The sequence below is a fragment of the Streptomyces sp. NPDC054883 genome (assembly GCF_053610645.1).
The window spans coordinates 89618-106902 of record NZ_JBSGYT010000022.1 but is presented as its reverse complement, the minus strand read 5'-3'; the positions used below and the strand labels follow the sequence as shown (position 1 = coordinate 106902).

The 17285-nt window shown below is 72.6% G+C and carries 15 protein-coding genes; 7 read left to right on the top strand and 8 right to left on the bottom strand.

Annotation, left to right across the window (positions count from 1 at the left end; genetic code table 11):
* Positions 1-331: 331 nt before the first annotated feature.
* The 4 genes from ACWGH1_RS18335 to ACWGH1_RS18320 all read right to left on the bottom strand — a co-directional run bounded on the left by ACWGH1_RS18335 (position 332) and on the right by ACWGH1_RS18320 (position 4536).
* Entirely contained in the window at positions 332-835 is a 504-nt protein-coding gene (locus ACWGH1_RS18335) for an ATP-binding protein (RefSeq protein WP_453352991.1), read from the bottom strand.
* 258 nt (positions 836-1093) lie between these two features.
* Positions 1094-1861: an enoyl-CoA hydratase/isomerase family protein gene (locus ACWGH1_RS18330; protein WP_453352992.1), complete on the bottom strand. Its 768-nt coding sequence runs from the start codon at positions 1859-1861 to the stop codon at positions 1094-1096.
* An 85-nt stretch (positions 1862-1946) separates the two neighbouring features.
* Positions 1947-3188 (bottom strand): L,D-transpeptidase, encoded by a 1242-nt coding sequence (locus ACWGH1_RS18325; RefSeq protein ID WP_453352993.1) that lies wholly within the window; start codon positions 3186-3188, stop codon positions 1947-1949.
* A gap of 127 nt (positions 3189-3315) precedes the next feature.
* Positions 3316-4536, bottom strand: coding sequence for a L,D-transpeptidase (locus ACWGH1_RS18320; protein WP_453408826.1), 1221 nt, complete (start codon positions 4534-4536; stop codon positions 3316-3318).
* A gap of 180 nt (positions 4537-4716) precedes the next feature.
* Here ACWGH1_RS18320 and glgX point away from each other — a divergent pair, with 180 nt between their 5' ends.
* Together glgX and ACWGH1_RS18310 are read left to right on the top strand one after the other, a co-directional pair.
* Positions 4717-7068, top strand: a complete 2352-nt coding sequence (gene glgX / locus ACWGH1_RS18315) for a glycogen debranching protein GlgX (protein WP_453352995.1) — start codon at positions 4717-4719, stop codon at positions 7066-7068.
* A gap of 128 nt (positions 7069-7196) precedes the next feature.
* Positions 7197-7934: a CDP-alcohol phosphatidyltransferase family protein gene (locus tag ACWGH1_RS18310; protein ID WP_453352996.1), complete on the top strand. Its 738-nt coding sequence runs from the start codon at positions 7197-7199 to the stop codon at positions 7932-7934.
* On the opposite strand, the gene ACWGH1_RS18305 is transcribed toward ACWGH1_RS18310, so the two are convergent.
* Positions 7915-8412: an adenylyltransferase/cytidyltransferase family protein gene (locus ACWGH1_RS18305; RefSeq protein ID WP_453352997.1), complete on the bottom strand. Its 498-nt coding sequence runs from the start codon at positions 8410-8412 to the stop codon at positions 7915-7917. The two genes, ACWGH1_RS18310 and ACWGH1_RS18305, sit on opposite strands and share 20 nt — an antisense overlap.
* 158 nt (positions 8413-8570) lie before the next feature.
* On the opposite strand from ACWGH1_RS18305, the gene ACWGH1_RS18300 reads away from it, so the two are divergent.
* From ACWGH1_RS18300 to ACWGH1_RS18290, 3 genes are read left to right on the top strand one after another with little or no spacing between them, the layout of a single operon-like run.
* Positions 8571-9776 carry a glycosyltransferase gene (locus ACWGH1_RS18300; protein ID WP_453352999.1) on the top strand — a complete coding sequence of 402 codons (1206 nt, stop codon included), beginning with the start codon at positions 8571-8573 and terminating at the stop codon, positions 9774-9776.
* Positions 9773-11536 (top strand): lipopolysaccharide biosynthesis protein, encoded by a 1764-nt coding sequence (locus ACWGH1_RS18295; RefSeq protein WP_453408824.1) that lies wholly within the window; start codon positions 9773-9775, stop codon positions 11534-11536. The genes ACWGH1_RS18300 and ACWGH1_RS18295 overlap by 4 nt, the downstream gene beginning before the upstream one ends.
* Complete coding sequence (locus tag ACWGH1_RS18290) at positions 11533-12774, top strand: hypothetical protein (protein WP_453408823.1); 1242 nt, start codon at positions 11533-11535, stop codon at positions 12772-12774. The genes ACWGH1_RS18295 and ACWGH1_RS18290 overlap by 4 nt, the downstream gene beginning before the upstream one ends.
* Before the next feature lie 133 nt (positions 12775-12907).
* Here ACWGH1_RS18290 and ACWGH1_RS18285 read toward each other — a convergent pair whose 3' ends face one another.
* Positions 12908-14416 (bottom strand): hypothetical protein, encoded by a 1509-nt coding sequence (locus tag ACWGH1_RS18285; RefSeq protein ID WP_453356632.1) that lies wholly within the window; start codon positions 14414-14416, stop codon positions 12908-12910.
* 108 nt (positions 14417-14524) lie between these two features.
* Here ACWGH1_RS18285 and ACWGH1_RS18280 point away from each other — a divergent pair, with 108 nt between their 5' ends.
* Together ACWGH1_RS18280 and ACWGH1_RS18275 are read left to right on the top strand one after the other, a co-directional pair.
* The gene (locus ACWGH1_RS18280) at positions 14525-15064 is read left to right on the top strand and encodes a WcaF family extracellular polysaccharide biosynthesis acetyltransferase (RefSeq protein WP_453356631.1); all 540 of its coding nucleotides are present in this window, start codon (positions 14525-14527) and stop codon (positions 15062-15064) included.
* Positions 15061-16200: a glycosyltransferase gene (locus tag ACWGH1_RS18275; protein ID WP_453356630.1), complete on the top strand. Its 1140-nt coding sequence runs from the start codon at positions 15061-15063 to the stop codon at positions 16198-16200. The genes ACWGH1_RS18280 and ACWGH1_RS18275 overlap by 4 nt, the downstream gene beginning before the upstream one ends.
* A gap of 20 nt (positions 16201-16220) precedes the next feature.
* Here the strand turns inward: ACWGH1_RS18275 and ACWGH1_RS18270 are convergent, their stop codons facing one another.
* Together ACWGH1_RS18270 and ACWGH1_RS18265 are read right to left on the bottom strand one after the other, a co-directional pair.
* Positions 16221-16439, bottom strand: coding sequence for a hypothetical protein (locus tag ACWGH1_RS18270; RefSeq protein WP_453356629.1), 219 nt, complete (start codon positions 16437-16439; stop codon positions 16221-16223).
* A gap of 128 nt (positions 16440-16567) precedes the next feature.
* Positions 16568-17245, bottom strand: a complete 678-nt coding sequence (locus ACWGH1_RS18265) for a hypothetical protein (protein ID WP_453408822.1) — start codon at positions 17243-17245, stop codon at positions 16568-16570.
* Between the last annotated feature and the right edge of the window lie 40 nt (positions 17246-17285).

Here is a 17285-nt window from a genome sequence, read left to right as displayed (position 1 = left end):
CCAGTTCGGCACCTGCCTCAGAAGGGCTCCACCAGAGGGCCCGTCCGCTATGTGATCAACGATTCACTCACAGCGGTCGATACTTATTCATCGATTACGAGGTGAGTGGGCCACCTCACCTAGGATTTAGCTGTGAACTCTTAGGTTATACACACTTATGTCCGAGTTTGAGGTTTTGGCATTTGGTCGCTCGTCTGCCATAGTCGGAATCACGGCTTCCCTTTGACCCGAGCGAAGTCCCCCGCCGAGGATCACACCCCCTTCGATCCTCGGCGCACCCATGAAACCCCCACGGCGCCCCATCACACGGCGACAGGGGGTTTCTGGCGTTTCAGCGGTCGGCCACCCGCATCTCGAACCAGGTGATCTTGCCGCGCGGCAGCAGGTCGGCGCCCCAGCGGTCGGACAGCTTGTCCACGAGGAAGAGCCCGCGGCCCGTCGTGTCCATCTCGTGGACCGGCATCAGGCAGGGCAGCCCGCGCGAGGGATCGCGCACCTCGACCCGGATCCATCCGCGACGGCGCACCAGCCGCAGGCCGAACGACCGCGCGCCGGTGTGCCGCACCGCGTTGCCCACGAGTTCCGAGACCAGCAGGACGGTGTGCTCGGCGATCTGCGGCGACAGGCCCCACAGCCGGATCACCACGGACTGGGTCAGCCGGCGCGCCGTACCGGCGGACTCGGGCATGGACGGCAGGGTGACTTCCGCCTCGGCGGGGTTCCCGTACAACTCCAGCGCCCTGAGGCCCTGCTCCTCCTCAAGAGCCGCCGCCATCCGTACCGCCGAAGCGCCGCCGCGCTGCCGCGGCTGCTCCACACCCTCCAGGCCCGCCATGCACCCATCATGGACGGCCACACCGCCGCTCCGGGCCGTTCCGCGGGAAAACACCCCCCGGGGTCCACCGATTCCCAGGGGGCGGTCGGGCATATGCGCAGGGCAACCAGGGGGCCGCGCCACCGGTCTGACCTGGTGTGACACGCCGCGCACCGGTGATCACGGTGAGTGGATCACCGTTCGGCCTTAAGGCTGCCTTAAGGCCTGGCTAATACACCCCGAGGAAGGAGCGGCAGCCCGGCGCCGTACGGACAGGGCCTAGAGGAACTTGGCCTTGCCCGGGCCCTCCTCGACGAAGCTGCGCATGCCGCGCTCGCGGTCCTCGGTGGCGAACAGCCCGGCGAACCAGTTGCGTTCGATGGTCAGTCCGGTGTCGATGTCCGCCTCCAGTCCGGCGTCCACGCACTCCTTGGCGGCGCGCAGCGCAAGGGCCGGGCCCTGCGCGAGCTTCGCCGCCCAGGCGTGCGCCTGCTCGTACACCTCGGCGGCCGGTACCACCCGGTCCACCAGCCCGAGGGCGAGCGCCTCGTCCGCCTTGACCATGCGGCCGGTGAAGATCAGGTCCTTGGCCTTGGAGGGGCCGATCAGCCGGGACAGCCGCTGGGTGCCGCCGGCGCCCGGGATCAGGCCGAGCAGGATCTCGGGCTGGCCGAGCTTGGCGTTGTCCGCGGCGATCCGGTAGTCGGCGCACAGCGCGAGCTCGCAACCGCCGCCCAGGGCGTAGCCGGTGACGGCCGCGACGACCGGCTTGGGGATCCGCGCGACGGCGGTGAAGGCGTCCTGGAGCCCGCGTGAGCGGGCGACCATGGCCGCGTGGTCCATCGTCTGCATCTCCTTGATGTCCGCGCCGGCCGCGAACACCTTCTCGCCGCCGTAGACGATCACCGCGCGGACGTCGGCACGGTCGGTGGCCTCCACCGCGAGCTCGCGCAGCCGGTCCTGGGTGGCGATGTCCAGGGCGTTCATGGGCGGCCGGTCCAGGCGGAGGGTGCCGACGCCTTCGGAGACTTCGAGAGAGAGGGTCATACGGGAAGGTTAGCCGCGGTTAACGCGGAGTGGCCCGGTGCTGTGGGTCACAGCACCGGGCCACCGGATCACGTACGGGAGGGGACTACTTGATCCACTCCGACCAGTCCATGTTCCAGCCGTTGAGGCCGTTGTCCGGGGCGATCTGCTTGTCCTTGGAGTTCTTCACGACGACCACGTCGCCGATCAGCGACTCGTTGAAGAACCAGGCGGCGGGCTGGTCGTCGTCGCCCGCGCCGCGCGCGTCCTTGAGGCCGACGCAGCCGTGGCTGACGTTCTCCGAACCGAACGTGCTGCTGGAGGCCCAGTAGTTGCCGTGCACGAAGGTGCCGGAGTTCGACAGGCGCATGGCGTGCGGGACGTCGGAGATGTCGTACTCGCCGCCGAAGCCGACGGTCGCGCCGTTCATCCGGGTCACCTTGTACTTCTCGCTGATGACCATCTGACCGTTGTACGTGGTGGTCGACGGGGCGCCGGCGGTGATCGGCAGGTTCTTGAGCACCTGGCCGTCGCGGACGACCTCCATCGTGTGCGCGCTCGCGTCGACCGTGGAGACCTGGGAACGGCCGATGGTGAAGTGGACGGTACGGGTCTGCTTGCCGTAGACGCCCGGGCGGCCTTCGACCCCGTCGAGGGCGATCTTCACGGTCACCTTGGTGCCCGCGGCCCAGTACTTCTCGGGGCGGAAGTCGAGGCGGTCGTTGCCGAACCAGTGGCCCTCGACCGGCACGTTCGGCTCCGCCGTGACGGTGATGGCCTTCTCGACGGCCTCGGTGTTGGTGATGCCCCGGGTGAAGTTGACCGACACGGGCATACCCACGCCGACGGTCTCCCCGTCCTCGGGGGTGTAGTGGCCGACGAACGTGTTCGTCGGCGTGAGGGTGGTGAAGGTGGTGTCCTTGGCGGACTCCCGGCCGGCCTCGTCCTTGGCGACCACGTGCACCTTGTACTCGGTGGCGGCGGCGAGGTTGCGCGACGGCTCCCAGCTGGCCCCGTCGGCGCCCATCTTGCCGTCCACCGCGTTGCCCTTGGTGTCGGCGACCGTCACCGTGGTGAGCTTGCCGCCGGTGCTGGATATCTTCAGGACGCCGCTCGTGGCGACTTCCTTGGAGCCGTCGTCCGGCTTGACGTTGACCACGGCCTTGGACGCCTCGGTGCCGGTCTTGCCGCCACCCTTGCCGCCGGCGCCGCCCCCGGCACCGCCCCCGCTGTCTGCACCGCCGCTGCAGGCGCTGGTGAAGAGCAGCGCCGCTCCCAGCAGAAGGGCCGGCAGGCCGGTGCGGACGCGGCCGCGGATCGGCTGCAGGTTCACTCTTGTTCTCCCCATGTCCCCCGCGCGGACAGTCGCGCGCTTCCCGCCAGGAAATCACATGGGGAGATCACGTGAAGGCACGGTCTTGTCACCGTTCCGTCCCAACTGGTGTGCGAGCCGCGTCCCGGCCGGGGCCCGGCGGTCAGCCGGTCGCGGAGCCGGCGACCCAGTCGGCCCAGGAGAGGTTCCAGCCGCCCAGGCCGTTGTCCCCCGCGACCGTCTTGTCCTGGGAGTTGACGACCTCGACCACGTCGCCGACGAGCGAACGGTCGAAGAACCAGCCCGCCGGGGTGTCCGAGCCGCCGCCCTTGTCGTCGCGCAGACCGACACAGCCGTGGCTGGTGTTGAGGGAGCCGAAGGTGTCGGGGCTGGCCCAGTAGTTGCCGTGCAGGAAGGTGCCCGAGGTGGTGAGCCGCATGGCGTGCGGGACGTCGGGGATGTCGTACTCGCCGCCGAAGCCGACGGTCTGGCCGTTCATGCGGGTGACGTCGAACATCTCCATCACCACCATCTTCCCGTTGTACGTGGTGTTCTTGGGCGCCCCGGCGGTGATGGGCAGGGTGGACAGCAGCCGGCCCTCGCGGCGGACCTCCATGGTGTGCGCGGCCGCGTCCACGGTGGAGATCTGCGAACGGCCTACCTTGAAGGTGACCGTCTTGTCCTGGATGCCGTACACGCCGGGCGAGCCCTCGACGTCGCGGAGGTCCATCCGGATGGTGACCTCGGTCCCGGGCTTCCAGAACTCCTTGGGCCGGAAGTCGAGCCGGTCGTCGCCGAACCAGTGGCCCACGGCCTTGACGGGGGGCACGGAGCTGACGGTGATGGCCCGTTCTACGGCGGCGCGCTGCTTGATGGAGCGGTTGAACCGGAAGGAGACGATCATCCCGGTGCCCACGGTCGAGCGGTTCTCGGGCCGGAAGTAGCCGATGAACCGCTCCTCCGGCACGTAGGTGGTGAAGGTGGTGTGCCGGGCCTGCCGGCGGTCGTGGCCGTCGAGGGCGACCGCGTCGACGGTGTACTTGGCCGCGAGCGCGAGCCGTCCGGCCGCCGGGTCGGGGCTCCAGCTGAGTCCGTCGGCGGCGATCGCGCCCGGGAGCCGCTCCTCCTGGGCGTCCTCGACCTTCGTGACCACCACCCGCTCCAGCCGCCCCTCGGCGACCTTGACGGTCAAGGGGCCGTCGGCGGGTACCCCCTTGGCGTTGTCCTCGGGAACGATCCGGATGGCCTCGTCCGGGGAGCGGGGTTTGCCGGGCAGCTGGATCTCGACCGGTGAGCGGCCGTCCCCGGTGCAGCCGCTCAGGCCGCCCAGCAGGGCCGCCCATACCGCGACGGCCGCCAAGCCCGCCCCTGCCCGCCTCGTCAGAAGAGTCACGCCCTGTCCAACGACCGGGCCCCTCGGGGGGAAACGTGGGCGCGGCCGACGTTCCGGGCGGGGCGGTGCGGGCAGAACAGTGGGAAGGACCAGACGGGGGCGGGCCCGGGCCGGGACGCCGGGGCCGCACTCCCCTGCCCCCGCAGGTACCGAGAGCCGTGGAGGCGGGCAGTGTCGAGCGCAGCCGAGCAAGAGGCGGTGGAAACCGTCGCCGGAGAGGTACGGGTCAACGGGAGCGCGCCCGCGCCGCCCGTCGACGGGCAGCCGGACGGGCAGCCGCGGGGCGGGCCGGCCGGCCGGGCCGACGGACAGGTCAACGGCCTGCCCAAAGCCCGGACCCTACGGGTTCCGGCGCCCCCCGGACCGCCGGTGTGGCCCGGGTCCTCGCACCCGCTGGGCGCCCGCTACCGGTCGGGGCCGGACGGGGTGGCGGGCACCAATTTCGCGCTGTGGGCCCCGGGCGCGGAGTCGGTGGAGCTCTGCCTGTTCGACGGGCACGGCGCCGAGACCCGCTGCGCCCTGACGGAGCTCACCCACGAGATCTGGCACGGCTTCGTCCCGGGCGTGCGGCCCGGGCAGCGGTACGGCTTCCGGGTGCACGGCCGCTGGGACCCCTGGACGGGGTCCCGGCACAACCCGGCGAAGCTGCTCCTGGACCCGTACGCCCGGGCCGTGGACGCGCGGCCGGGCAACGACTACGGCGCGCTGCCGCCCGAGGTGTACGGCCACGTGCGGGACTGGCCGCAGCAGTACATCGCGGACACCGTGCGCGACGACCGGGACTCGGCCCCGCACGTCCCCAAGGGCGTCGTGGTGCACGACGACGACGACTGGGCGGACGACGTCCGGCCGAAGACGCCCTGGGCCGACTCGGTGATCTACGAGCTGCACGTGCGCGGGTTCACCATGCGCCACCCGGAGGTGCCCGAGCGGCTGCGCGGGACCTACGCGGGGCTCGCCCACCCCGCGGCGATCGAGCACCTGACCCGGCTCGGGGTGACGGCGGTGGAGCTGCTGCCGGTGCACCAGTTCGCGCACGAGGACCACCTGCTGCGCCGGGGGATGCGCAACTACTGGGGTTACAACTCGATCGGCTACTTCGCCCCGCACGCCGCGTATTCGTCGAGCGGCACGGCCGGTCAGCAGGTCGGCGAGTTCAAGCGGATGGTGCGGGCGCTGCACGCGGCCGGTATCGAGGTCATCCTCGACGTGGTCTACAACCACACCGCGGAGGCGGGCGAGCTGGGGCCGACGCTGTCGCTGCGCGGGATCGACAACCGGGGCTACTACCGGCTCCAGAACGACCAGCGCCGGTACGCGGATTACACGGGGTGCGGGAACACCCTGCACGCGGGCCGGCCGAACGTGCTGCGGTTGATCACCGATTCGCTGCGGTACTGGGTGACGGAGATGGGCGTCGACGGCTTCCGCTTCGACCTGGCGGCGGCCCTGGCGCGTTCCATGCACGACGTGGACATGCTCTCGCCGTTCCTGGCGGTGATCGCCCAGGACCCGGTGCTGCGGCGGGTCAAACTGATCGCCGAACCGTGGGACGTGGGCTCGGGCGGGTACCAGGTGGGCGCGTTCCCGCCGCTGTGGACGGAGTGGAACGACCGCTACCGGGACGCCGTCCGGGATTTCTGGCGGGGCGCGCTGCCCGACGTACGGGATCTGGGATACCGGCTGTCGGGGTCGAGCGACCTCTACGCGTGGGGCGGGCGACGGCCGTACGCCTCGGTGAACTTCGTGACCGCGCACGACGGTTTCACCCTGCGGGACCTGGTGTCGTACGAGCGCAAGCACAACGAGGCGAACGGGGAGGACGGCCGGGACGGCACCAACGACAACCGGTCGTGGAACTGCGGGGCGGAGGGCGAGACGGAAGACCCCCGGATCGGGGCACTGCGCCGGCGCCAGCTGCGCAACATGCTCACCACGCTGCTGCTGTCGACGGGGGTGCCGATGCTGGTGGCCGGTGACGAGTTCGGCCGGACGCAGGGCGGCAACAACAACGCGTACTGCCAGGACAACGGGACGAGCTGGCTGGACTGGTCGCTGCTGGAGGACCCGGCCTGGCAGGAGCTGTTCGCGCTGACCACCCGTCTGACGGCGCTGCGCCGGGAGCACCCGGTGCTGCGCAGGCGGGCGTTCTTCTCCGGGCGGGCCCAGGACGCGGACGGCCTGCGCGACCTGGCGTGGTTCACCCCGGCGGGGACGGAGATGACCGAGCGGGACTGGTACGCACCCGCCGCCGCGCTCGGCCTGTACCTCTCGGGGCGGGACATCCCGGGCCGGGACGAGCGGGGGCGGCAGGTCGTCGACGACAGCTTCCTGGCGTTGCTGCACGCCGGGGACCGGCCGGTGGAGTGGGTGCTGCCGGGTGCGCCGTGGGCCGCGTCGTACGAGCTCGTGCTGGACACCTCGCGGGAGGAGCAGTCGGCGGCGCCCGGTACCCGGCACCGGGGTGGCGAGCCCCTGACGGTCCCGGCGCGGGCGGTGCTGCTGCTGCGGGTGGCGGGCTGAGCGGTCGGTACCGCTGCTTCAAGACGCAAGGGCGCATCCGGAGCCGAATGCCGTGTGCGTCCTGCGATGATGTGCCCTTCGTACGCACACACGTCGTACACACATCCGTTCCGAAGGGGCTTGCGTCGATGCCGAGAGTCGGGACCGCGCTGCGGGAGCTGCGCGGGGCGCAGAAGTCGGCGAAGGGGGTGTCGCTCTACTCGCGGTTCGTCAACCGGCCCGCCGGGCGGTACCTGGCCGCCGGTTCGTACGCGCTCGGACTCAGCCCGAACCAGGTGACGCTGATCAGCGCGGCCTTCAGCTTCGCCGCCGCGGCGGCGGTCGCGCTGGCCGCGCCCTCGTGGGGGCTGGGGATCGCGGTGTGGGCGGCGCTCGCGGCCGGCTTCGCCTTCGACTCGGCGGACGGACAGCTCGCCCGGCTGCGCGGGGGCGGCAGCGCCGCGGGCGAGTGGCTCGACCACGTCGTGGACTGCGCCAAGCTGACGGCGCTGCACACCTGTGTGCTGATCGCCTTCTACCGCTTCCCCGACGCGTACGGCACCGGCGCGGGCGGGACGGCGTCCGGCGGCTGGCTGCTGGTGCCGCTGGGCTTCCAGTTCGCCGCCGTCGTCACCTTCTTCGGCGGCCTGCTCACCGAGAAGCTCAAGCCCAGGCCGGCGCCGGGGAGCCCGGCAGCGACCCCGTCGACGCTGCGGGCGGTGGCGTTGCTGCCCGTGGACTACGGGGTGTTCTGCGTGGTCTTCCTGCTGCTCGGCGGCGGCGGGCTGTTCCGCTGGGCGTACGCCGGGCTGGGCGCGGTCGCCGTGCTGTTCCTGCTGGCGTTCCTCGCGAAGTGGTTCCGGGAGCTCAGCGCAGTTCCGCGGTGAGGGGCTCCGGGAGCGGCTGCGCCAGGGCGTCGAGCGCCCGGCGCAGCTGCGTGCTGGAGGTGTGGACCGTATAGGGGAAGTAGACGACGTCGACGCCGTGCGCGGCGAAGTCCTGCTCCAGCCGGTGGCCCTTGGGGGTGCCGCGCCAGTCGTCGCCCTTGAAGATGACGTCGAAGCGGACCTGCTTCCAGGTCTCCACCTTGTCGGGAACCGTCTCGACGAAGGCCGCGTCGACGTACTTGACGCTGCGGACGATTTCCAGTCGTTCGACGAGCGGGATCATCGGCCGCCGGCCCTTGGCGAGTTCGGCCATCTCGTCCGAGACCACCCCCGCCACCAGGTAGTCGCACTGACTGCGGGCGTGCCGGAGGATGTTGAGGTGTCCGATGTGGAACAGGTCGTAGGCGCCCGGCGCGTAGCCGACCCGATACGGCCTGCGCGCGGGCGCGCCGAGGTCGGACATGTCCTGCTCCGTCATTTCTTACCCCCCAGAAGCCACACCCCCCGGCGTAGCGGATTAGCAGACAATAGCGTGCACGTTCCGCACCACGCGGGTGAACGAATAGGGTGACGTGCGCATCATCCAGGGGGGGAAGGGGACGCCCAGTGTCCAGATCCGGTCACCGGCGACTGCTGCTGGTTTCCACCAATTACGCGCCCGAGCACGCCGGGATTGGGCCGTACGCCACCCAGATCGCGGAACACTGGGCGGATCTCGGCCACGAGACGCACGTATTCGCGGGCATGCCGCACTATCCGGCCTGGTCGCTGGAGCCGGAATACCGGGGGGCGCTCCGGCGCACGGAGCAGCGCGCGGGTGTCACCGTGCACCGGCGTGCGCACACCGTGCCGCCGCGCCAGACCGCCGTGCGCCGGGCCCTGTTCGAAGGATCGATACTGCTGCACGGCGCCGTGGCCCCGCCCCGGATGCCGAAGCCGGACGCGGTCCTCGCCCAGATGCCCAGCCTGGCCGGCGGGGTGCTCGCCGCCCGTCTCGCCGCCAAGTGGCAGGTCCCCTACGTCCCGGTCGTCCAGGACCTGATGGGCGCCGCCGCCGCGCAGAGCGGGATCCGCGGCGGTGACAAGGCGGCCGCGCTGGCCGGGCGCGCCGAGGCCTACGCACTGCGGCGCGCCACCCTGGTCGGCGTCATCCACGAGACCTTCGTGGACCGGGTCGTCGGGATGGGCGTGCCCGAGGAGAAGATCCGCCTGGTGCCCAACTGGTCGCACGTGGCCGTGCCGACCAAGCCGCGCGGCGAGACCCGCCGGCACCTCGGCTGGGCGCCGGGCCAGACGGTGGTCCTGCACTCCGGGAACATGGGCCTCAAGCAGGGACTGGAAGTCCTGGTGGGCGCCGCCCGGCTGGACCCGGAGGTCCGCTTCGTCCTCATGGGGGACGGCAGCCAGCGCGCGGCCCTCGCCGGCCTCGCGGCGGACGTACCGAACCTCGACATCATCCCTCCTGCCGCCGACGGCGAGTTCCCCGATGTCCTCGCGGCGGCGGACGTGCTCGCGGTCACCCAGCACGCGGCGGTGCTCGACATGAGCGTGCCCTCCAAGCTGACCTCGTACTTCCAGGCCGGCCGGCCCGTCGTCGCGTCCGTCGCGGCGCAGGGCGGGACCGCCCAGGAGGTGGAACGTTCCGGCGCGGGGGTGCTCGTACCGCCGGAGGACCCGCACGCCCTGCTCAAGGCCGTACGGGCGCTGGCCGAGGACCCGGCGGCCGCGGACGCCCTCGGCGCCGCCGGACCCGTCCACGTGGCGGCGCACCTGAGCCGCGAAGCGGGGCTGGCCCGCATCGACGCACTGATGGACGAAGCACTTGGGGGTTCCCGGCCGTGATCGAGACGAACCGGCCGGCAGCGGCCCCCGCCGAGGACGAACCGGACCTCCTGAGGGACCAGTTCCGCCAGCTCCTGCGCTACCGCCGGCTCCTCGGCGCGGGCATCGGCATAGGCCTGCTGGGCGGCGTCTACCTCGGCGTCTCCACGGCGGACACCTACGTCGCGACGGCCGACATCGTGCTCCGCGCACCCACCGACGACCCCTTCAACCCGAGCCTGGCGCCCGACAAGGCGATCAACATCGGCTCGGAGCGCCAGGTCGCGCTCAGCTCTTCCACGGCAGACGAGGCGGCGAAGAAGCTCGGCGTGCCGGAGTCCGGCGTCACCGCCTTGCGCAGCGGCCTGCAGGTCACCAACCCGCCGCAGACGATGGTGCTCCGCTTCACCTACACCGCGTCCTCCCCCGGGGAGGCCGCCAAGCGCGCCAACGCGATGACCGCGGCGTACCTGCTCAAGCGGCAAGAGGCCCTCGACGTCACCCGCGACAAGATGGTCAAGGGCTACCAGGACCAGCGCGATCCGGTCGCCAAGCAGCTCGACGAGCTCGTCAAGCAGATCAACACCATGCCCTCGGGCCCGGGGCGGGACGCGGCGTACTCCTCCAAGACCGACCTCCAGAGCAAGGTCAACACCCTCAACAGCAACATCGCCAAGCTCCAGGCGCTGGACATGGCGCCCGGCCGCGTCACCAGCCCCGCGACCCCGCCCGGTGACTCCGACGGACCGGGCATCCCGATGTCCCTCGCGCTCGGCGCGGCCGTGGGTCTGGCGCTCGGCCTGCTCGCCGCCTGGGTCCGGCTCGTCTTCGACCCGGCGCCGCGCTCCGACGGCGATGTGGCGCGGGCCCTGCGCGCACCCGTCCTGGGCTCCCTGCCGCGGGACAAGACCGGGGGCGGCCCGCTACTCGCGGCCGGTGAGGAGGACCCGCGCCTCGCCGAGGAGTTCCGGTCGGTGGCCTTCCGGCTCGCCTACGACTCCCGCTTCGCCGACCGGCGCCGACTGCTGGTGGTCGCGCCGCGCGGCAGCAGCGAGACCGCCGCCGCGGTCGCCGTGAACCTCGCCGCCTCCTTCGCGGAGACCGGCAAGGACGTCCTGCTGATCGAGGCCGACCTGCGCACTCCGGTACTGGCCAGCCAGCTGCCGACCGACGCGGGCGGGCGCCCGCGCTGGAGCCAGATGCCGGGCGGCCCGGGCCCGGGCGGTCAGCCGGGGCAGCAGGGCGACTCCGACTGGCCCGACGGGCGCCAGCTCGTCGTGGACGCCGGGGAGTCGGGCGCCTTCGACCTGATCCCCGGCGAGCCGGTGCGCAACGTCGCCCGCGCGCTGACCTCGCCGCGCGCCACCCGGCTGATCTCCGAGGCCGACTCCCCCAACTCCACCGTCGTGGTGCTCGCCCCGCCGGTCCTCTCGTACGCGGACGCCCTCGCGCTCGTCGACCGGGTCGACGGCGTCCTCGTGGTCTGCGACCCGCGGGCGGTGCACCGCAGCGACCTGTCCCGGATCCGTGAGCTCATCAGCGGCGCCGGCGGGACCGTGCTGGGCGCGGTGCTGCACACGCCGCTGCCCGGCGACAAGCGCGGCGGCCGCGGCAAGGGGAAGGACAAGGGCGGCGCCCCGGCCGCTCCCGCGGCCCCGGCTGCGGCCCGCAAGCCGGAGCCGCAGCCGATCCCGTACGAGGTCGCCCAGCAGGAGCAGCACATCCCCGGTGACGGCACCGACACCGTGGCGCTGCGCACGGTCCGCACGGGCCGGCGGTGAGGCGCGGGGGTCTCGCCGCCGTCGCCTCGGTCCTGGACCAGGCCGCTTCCAGCGCCACCAACATCCTGGTGCTGGTGCTGGCCGCCCGACTGTCGTCGGCGTCCGGTTTCGCCGACTTCTCGATGGTGTACGTGGCCTTCACGGTGCTGCTCGGGCTGAACATGGCGTACGTCGGCCAGACGGTGGTGCTGGAGAAGCCCGGGGAACGCCTGGGCGCGGTGTGCCGTTCGGGCCTCGCCTTCACCGCGGCCGCCTCTGCCGTGGCCGGGGCGGCGCTGGCCCTGGTGGGCGTGCTGCTGCCGGGGGCCGCGGGGTGGGCGTTCCTCGCGCTGGGGCTGGTACTGCCGCTGGTGCTGGTGCAGGACGGGCTGCGGTACTGCTTCTCGGCGCTGCGCGTGCCGGAGCGGGCGCTGGCCGCCGATACGGCGCGGCTGGTGGGCGTGGTCGGAGCGCTCCTGCTGCAGCCCGAAGGGGCTTCGGCGGGGCGGCTGGTGCTGGTGTGGGGGGTCTCGGCACTGCCGGCGCTCGCGCTCGGGCTGTGGCTGCTGCGGCCGTACGTGCGCGGGTCGCGGGTGGACCTGCGACCGTACCTGCGGCGCGGGCACCTGGGGCAGCGCTTCGTGGTCGAGTTCGCGGTGGGCAACGGCTCCAGCCAGCTCGCGGTGCTCGGACTGGGGGTGTTCGCCACGCCGTTGGCGGTCGGTGCGCTGCGGGGTGCGACGACGCTGTTCGGGCCGCTGAACGTGCTGTTCAACTCGGCGAACGCGTTCGGGCCGCCGGTGGTGGGGCGGGCCTCGGGCAAGCGGGGCGTGGTCCGGCTGACGCTGTTGACGGGCGGGGTGCTGGCGGCCCTCGGCGCGGCGTGGGGCGCGGTGCTGTACGCGCTGCCGGGGGCGGTGGGGCGGCAGCTGCTGGGCGACACGTGGGGGGCGGCGGCGGCGCTGCTCCCGGCGACGGGGGCGCAGTACGCCGTGATGGGGCTCGGGACCTGTGCGCTGCTGACGCTGCGGGTGCTGGAGCCGAAGGCGACGCTGTCGTTGCAGGTGGTGTTCTCGCTGCTGTCGGTGGCCCTGCTGTTGGGGGGGTACGCGGTGTGGGGGGTGGCGGGCGCCGCGTGGGGCCTGGCGGCGGGTTCGGCCGCGAAGGCGGCGGCGGCCTGGACGCGGGTCTCCCGCCTCCCGGACCCCGCGGTCCCGGCCCCGGCCCCGGCGGCCGCCCCGTCGGCGGAACCGGCCTGACCGGCCGGGTGCGGCGCCGCTGCGCGCGCGGCTCCAGCTCCACCGGACCCCTGGGGCTCCGCCCCGGACCCCGCGCCTCAAGCGCCGGCGGGGCTGATTTTGCCGGCCCGGCGGGGAAACCCGGGCCCGCCGATCAGCGGAGGCGGGCCGACTTGTCCTCGCGGAACGTCGCGACCAGCGCCAGGCAGAGGCCCGCTATCGCCACCCGCCCCGACGCCTGGAGCAGCGGGCCCCGCAGCAGGATGAAGGAGTAGCCCGCCACCAGTGGGACCACCACCGAGATCAGGCTCCCCGGCGGCGACCGCCTGGTGGCCCGCTTCGCGTACCGGCGGTCCACCCGGGCGGCCGCGTAGCCCATCCCCAGCAGCCCCGCGCCCATGCCCAGCGGCCCGAAGTCGATCCACAGCTCCGCCCAGATCGGGGACGAGAGGTTGGTGTTGACCGCCCCCATCCACTCCCCGATCATCACGCCCGTGTCCTTCGGCTTCCCCGGCCACACCGACCTCGGCACCGCGAAGAACACCGACCCCGCGAGCTGGCGCCCGTACAGATGGCCCGGGCCCGAGTTCGAGTAGGTGATGGTGTTCGCGAACATGCCGATCTGGTCGTAGTCCTTCAGCGCCATCGGCTCCAGGAAGGACGTCGTCTCGACCGGCTTGTAGTTCTTCTCGTCGTACCGGAAGCGGTCCGCGAACGGGAAGACGAGCAGCGCGACCACCACGGCCATCGACAGCGCCACCCGGTACATCGCCGCGCTCACCGGGAAGACCGTGAACAGCAGCGCGAACATGACCGTCAGGAACCAGTAGCGCGGGTTGGAGACCGGGTTGTTGACCACCAGGTTCAGCAGCGCGAGCGCGCCCCACGTCACGATGATCGACACCTTGCGGCGGGCGTACTCCGAGGTGATCAGCCAGCGCGTGTACAGCAGCAGCGCCAGCAGCGCCGGTACCGTGCCGAAGCCGCGCAGCAGGGCCTGGCCCGCCTGGCCGTCGCCGTTGGAGACGCCCGCTTCCTCGATGCCCGCGATGATCTCCTGCCGGCTGGAGAAGAAGACCGCTGGGCCGCCGAGCTTCACGATGAACGCCGCGCTGCACAGGAAGGCGATCCCGGTGAGCAGTTGCAGGCGCCGCCGGTGGGCCATGACCGGCCGTTTATCCTTCTGGGCGCCGCCGCCCGCGCGGCCCGTCGGGCGGTGCCGGGCCAGCAGCACGCCGACGTCGAACGCGGTACAGCCCAGCAGGACGAGGCCGATCGCGGTGGTGAGGTCGTAGCGGGGGCCGACGACGGGTGTCGGGACCCGGCCGAGGACGGCCTGGGCGAGCGGGGCCACGCCCATCGCCATGTAGACGAAGAGCCAGAACGAGCCCTGGAGCAGCTTGCGCCGACTCGTCAGGACCATCGCGGACAGCCGGGCACCCGCGTACATGGTGAGCAGCAGCTGGAGCCAGAAGGCGGCGTCGTGCTGGCCGTCGCCGGGCTGGATGGCGACGAAGAGCGGGAGGAAGACGGTGAACCCGAGGATCAGCGGGACGGACAGCGCCCGCGAGAGCAGGGTGCGCGGGGTGGTGACCCGGCCCCACTGCCCCGCTTCCCGCGGCACCGGTACCGCGACGGGGGGCCTGCGTACGTCCGTTGCCACTGCCGCCCCCACCCCATGTGCCCGGTCCGCGCGCAGTCTAGTCTGAGCGGGCTGCGCCCGGGGAGGCGCGACGGGGTGGCTGTCGGGGGCGGACGATGGGGGCGACTGTTGCGTGATCTTCCTTCCTTCACGCTGACCGGATACGACAAGGGGCGCGGACTGCTGACGCAGGCGCTCTGGTTCGCCGTGATGAACACGCTCTTCATGGCGTGGTTCTGTCCGGCCCGGGTGCGGGTGGCGTTGCTGCGCGCGTTCGGCGCCCGGATCGGCGAGGGCGTGCTGATCCGGCACAAGGTGCGGGTGCTGTGGCCGTGGAAGCTGACGGTCGGGGACCACGCGTGGATCGGCGAGGGCGCGTGGCTGCTGAACCTTGAGCCGGTGACCATCGGTGCGAACGTGTGCCTCTCCCAGGAGGCGATGCTGTGCACCGGTTCGCACGACCACCGGGCCGCCGACTTCCGCTACCGCAACGCGCCCATCGTCGTGGAGGACGGGGCGTGGGTGGCGGTACGGGCCACCGTGCTGGCGGGCGTGACGATCGGGCGGTGCGCCGTGGCGGGCGCGGGCGCGGTGGTCCACCGGGACCTGCCCGAGCTGACCCTGCAGACCCAGGACGGGCGGCGCCGCCCGGTGGAGGAGCCCAAATGAGTGCCGCGCTCAGAGTCCTGCACGCCGTGACGCTGCACTCCCCCTCGCACGCCTTCGGCGGGCCGGTCCGGGTCGCGCTGAACCTGGCCAAGGGGCTGCGGGCGCGCGGCCACGAGGCCCGGCTGCTGGCCCTCGGCGAGGGGTTCCCCGATCCGTGGCCGACCGACGTGGAGGGCGTGCCGGCGAAGCTGTTCCCGGCCCGCAGGCTGCTTCCGCTGGGATTCAGCGGGATGACCTCGCCGGCGCTGCTCGCCTCGGCGGGGCGGCTGGTGCGCGACGCGGACGTGGTCCACGTCCACCTGGCACGGGACCTGGTGACGCTGCCGGTGGCGCTGGCCGCGCTGCGGGCCCGCAAGCCGCTGGTGCTCCAGACCCACGGGATGGTGGACCCGAGCGGGAAGCTGCTGGCCAAGGTGCTGGACGCGGTGGCGGTACGCCGGGTGCTGCGCGGGGCGGACGCGGTGCTGTACCTGACCCCGCACGAGCGGGCGGACCTGAACGCGGTGGTGGGGCCGCCCGCGCTGGCCACGGCGGTGCGACTGGTCAACGGCACCCCGGCGCAGGAGGAACGGCCGGCTCCGGCCGGGGCGCCGCGCATCCTGTACTCGGCGCGCCTGCAGGCCCGCAAGCGGCCGGTGGACTTCGTGGACGCGGCCCCGGCGGTGCTGGCGGCGCATCCGGACGCGGAGTTCGTGGTGGCGGGGCCGGACGAGGGCGAACTGGCGGCGGTCCGGGCGCGGATCGCCGCGCTGGGGCTGTCGGACCGCTTCACGGTCCCCGGGGCACTGTCCGGCGCCGAGGTGCTGGCGGAGCTGCGCCGGGCCCACGTGTACGTGCTGCCGTCGGTGGAGGAGCCGTTCCCCATGTCGGTGCTGGAGGCGCTGGCGGTGGGCGTGCCCGCGGTGGTGACCCACTCCAACGGCCTGGCCCGGGACATCGCCGCGGCGGGCGCCGGGCGGGCGGTGGAACCCGGTCCGACGGGGGTCGCGGAGGCGGTCCTCGGCCTCCTGGACCCGGACGCGAACCGCTCGGCCTCCGTCGCCGCCCGGAAGCTGGCGGCGGGGTCGTTCTCGATGGACGCGGTGCTGGACACCCTCCTGCCGGTGTACGGGTCGGCTCGCGGCGCGGGGGCGTGACAGCTCTCCCGCACGGCGCGTCAGATGATGTCGCGGCCCCGGTCCTCGACGACCGGGAGCACCCCGGCGGCCCGGCGGCGGCGCAGGACGCTGGAGTACACGGCCAGGCCGATCGCACCCGCCGCCATCATGATCAGGCCGACGAGAGGGAGGTTGACGCCCTTCATCCGCCAGTCGCTCGCGAAGGTGAGGATGGCCCCCACCACGATCAGGGCTATGCAGCCGCCGATGCCTCGCATGTCAAGTCGCCTCCACGTTCGTGGTCTTGTGACGGCGCGAGTACCCCGGGCCGGGACATGGAAACGCCCCCGCGGCGGTGGCACCGCCCGCGGGGGCGTTCTCGTACGCGTTCCGGTACGGCCGCAGGCTACGCGGGGACCCACGCGTAGCAGGCCGTCGAGTTGAACTCGGCGGTGCCCGCCGGGATCGTCGCCGTGATCTTGTCGCCGGCCTTGGGCGGGGTCTCGGGGCCCGAGGCGAGGACCGAGCCGTCCTTGCCCTTTGCCTCCCAGGAGCAGGTGGTGCTCTGGGTCAGCGCCCGGTAGGTGCCCGGGGCGGGCGACTGCCGGCGGCCGTCGCCGAAGCCCTTCTCGGCGGCGTCCAGGACCGGCTTCTGCTCCGGGCACAGGAACGGGATGGCGTCCTTCGCGCCGGGGACCTCCCCGGCGACGATGGCCCCGATCGCCGCGTCCTTGTCGTGCTTCGCCGTCCGCTCCACCCGCTGGCAGGACTCCTGGCCGGTCTGGAGGACGGCCGCGGGGTCCATCTTCTCCGGGACCCGGCCGCTGAGGTACTTCCTCTCCGTCTCGGTGAAGGTGCCCGTCATCGGGGTGAGTTTCGCGTCGGGGAGCACCGGACCGGACGGCTTGGCACCGGCCGGGGTCGGCGCCGCCGGGCTGTCGGCCGGATCCGGCGCCGATGAGGCGGCCGGCGGCTTCGGCTTGCCGGCCGCGGAGTCGGCCTTCTGGCCGCCGTCCGAACTGCAGGCGGTCAGGGTCAGGGCGGCGGCCAGCAGAACAGCAGCCGCTGCGGAACGTCGGTACATCAGGGGGCTCCCGTACTTGCCGGTGGTGGAGAAAGGAGTA

What these genes read in the sequence shown, in the direction of transcription:
- ACWGH1_RS18270 (WP_453356629.1), bottom strand. Translation starts at nt 16,439, where the DNA reads ATGCGAGGCATCGGCGGCTGCATAGCCCTGATCGTGGTGGGGGCCATC.
- ACWGH1_RS18275 (WP_453356630.1), top strand. Translation starts at nt 15,061, where the DNA reads ATGAGTGCCGCGCTCAGAGTCCTGCACGCCGTGACGCTGCACTCCCCC.
- ACWGH1_RS18330 (WP_453352992.1), bottom strand. Translation starts at nt 1,861, where the DNA reads ATGACCCTCTCTCTCGAAGTCTCCGAAGGCGTCGGCACCCTCCGCCTG.
- ACWGH1_RS18310 (WP_453352996.1), top strand. Translation starts at nt 7,197, where the DNA reads ATGCCGAGAGTCGGGACCGCGCTGCGGGAGCTGCGCGGGGCGCAGAAG.
- ACWGH1_RS18325 (WP_453352993.1), bottom strand. Translation starts at nt 3,188, where the DNA reads ATGGGGAGAACAAGAGTGAACCTGCAGCCGATCCGCGGCCGCGTCCGC.
- ACWGH1_RS18265 (WP_453408822.1), bottom strand. Translation starts at nt 17,245, where the DNA reads ATGTACCGACGTTCCGCAGCGGCTGCTGTTCTGCTGGCCGCCGCCCTG.
- ACWGH1_RS18305 (WP_453352997.1), bottom strand. Translation starts at nt 8,412, where the DNA reads ATGACGGAGCAGGACATGTCCGACCTCGGCGCGCCCGCGCGCAGGCCG.
- ACWGH1_RS18335 (WP_453352991.1), bottom strand. Translation starts at nt 835, where the DNA reads ATGGCGGGCCTGGAGGGTGTGGAGCAGCCGCGGCAGCGCGGCGGCGCT.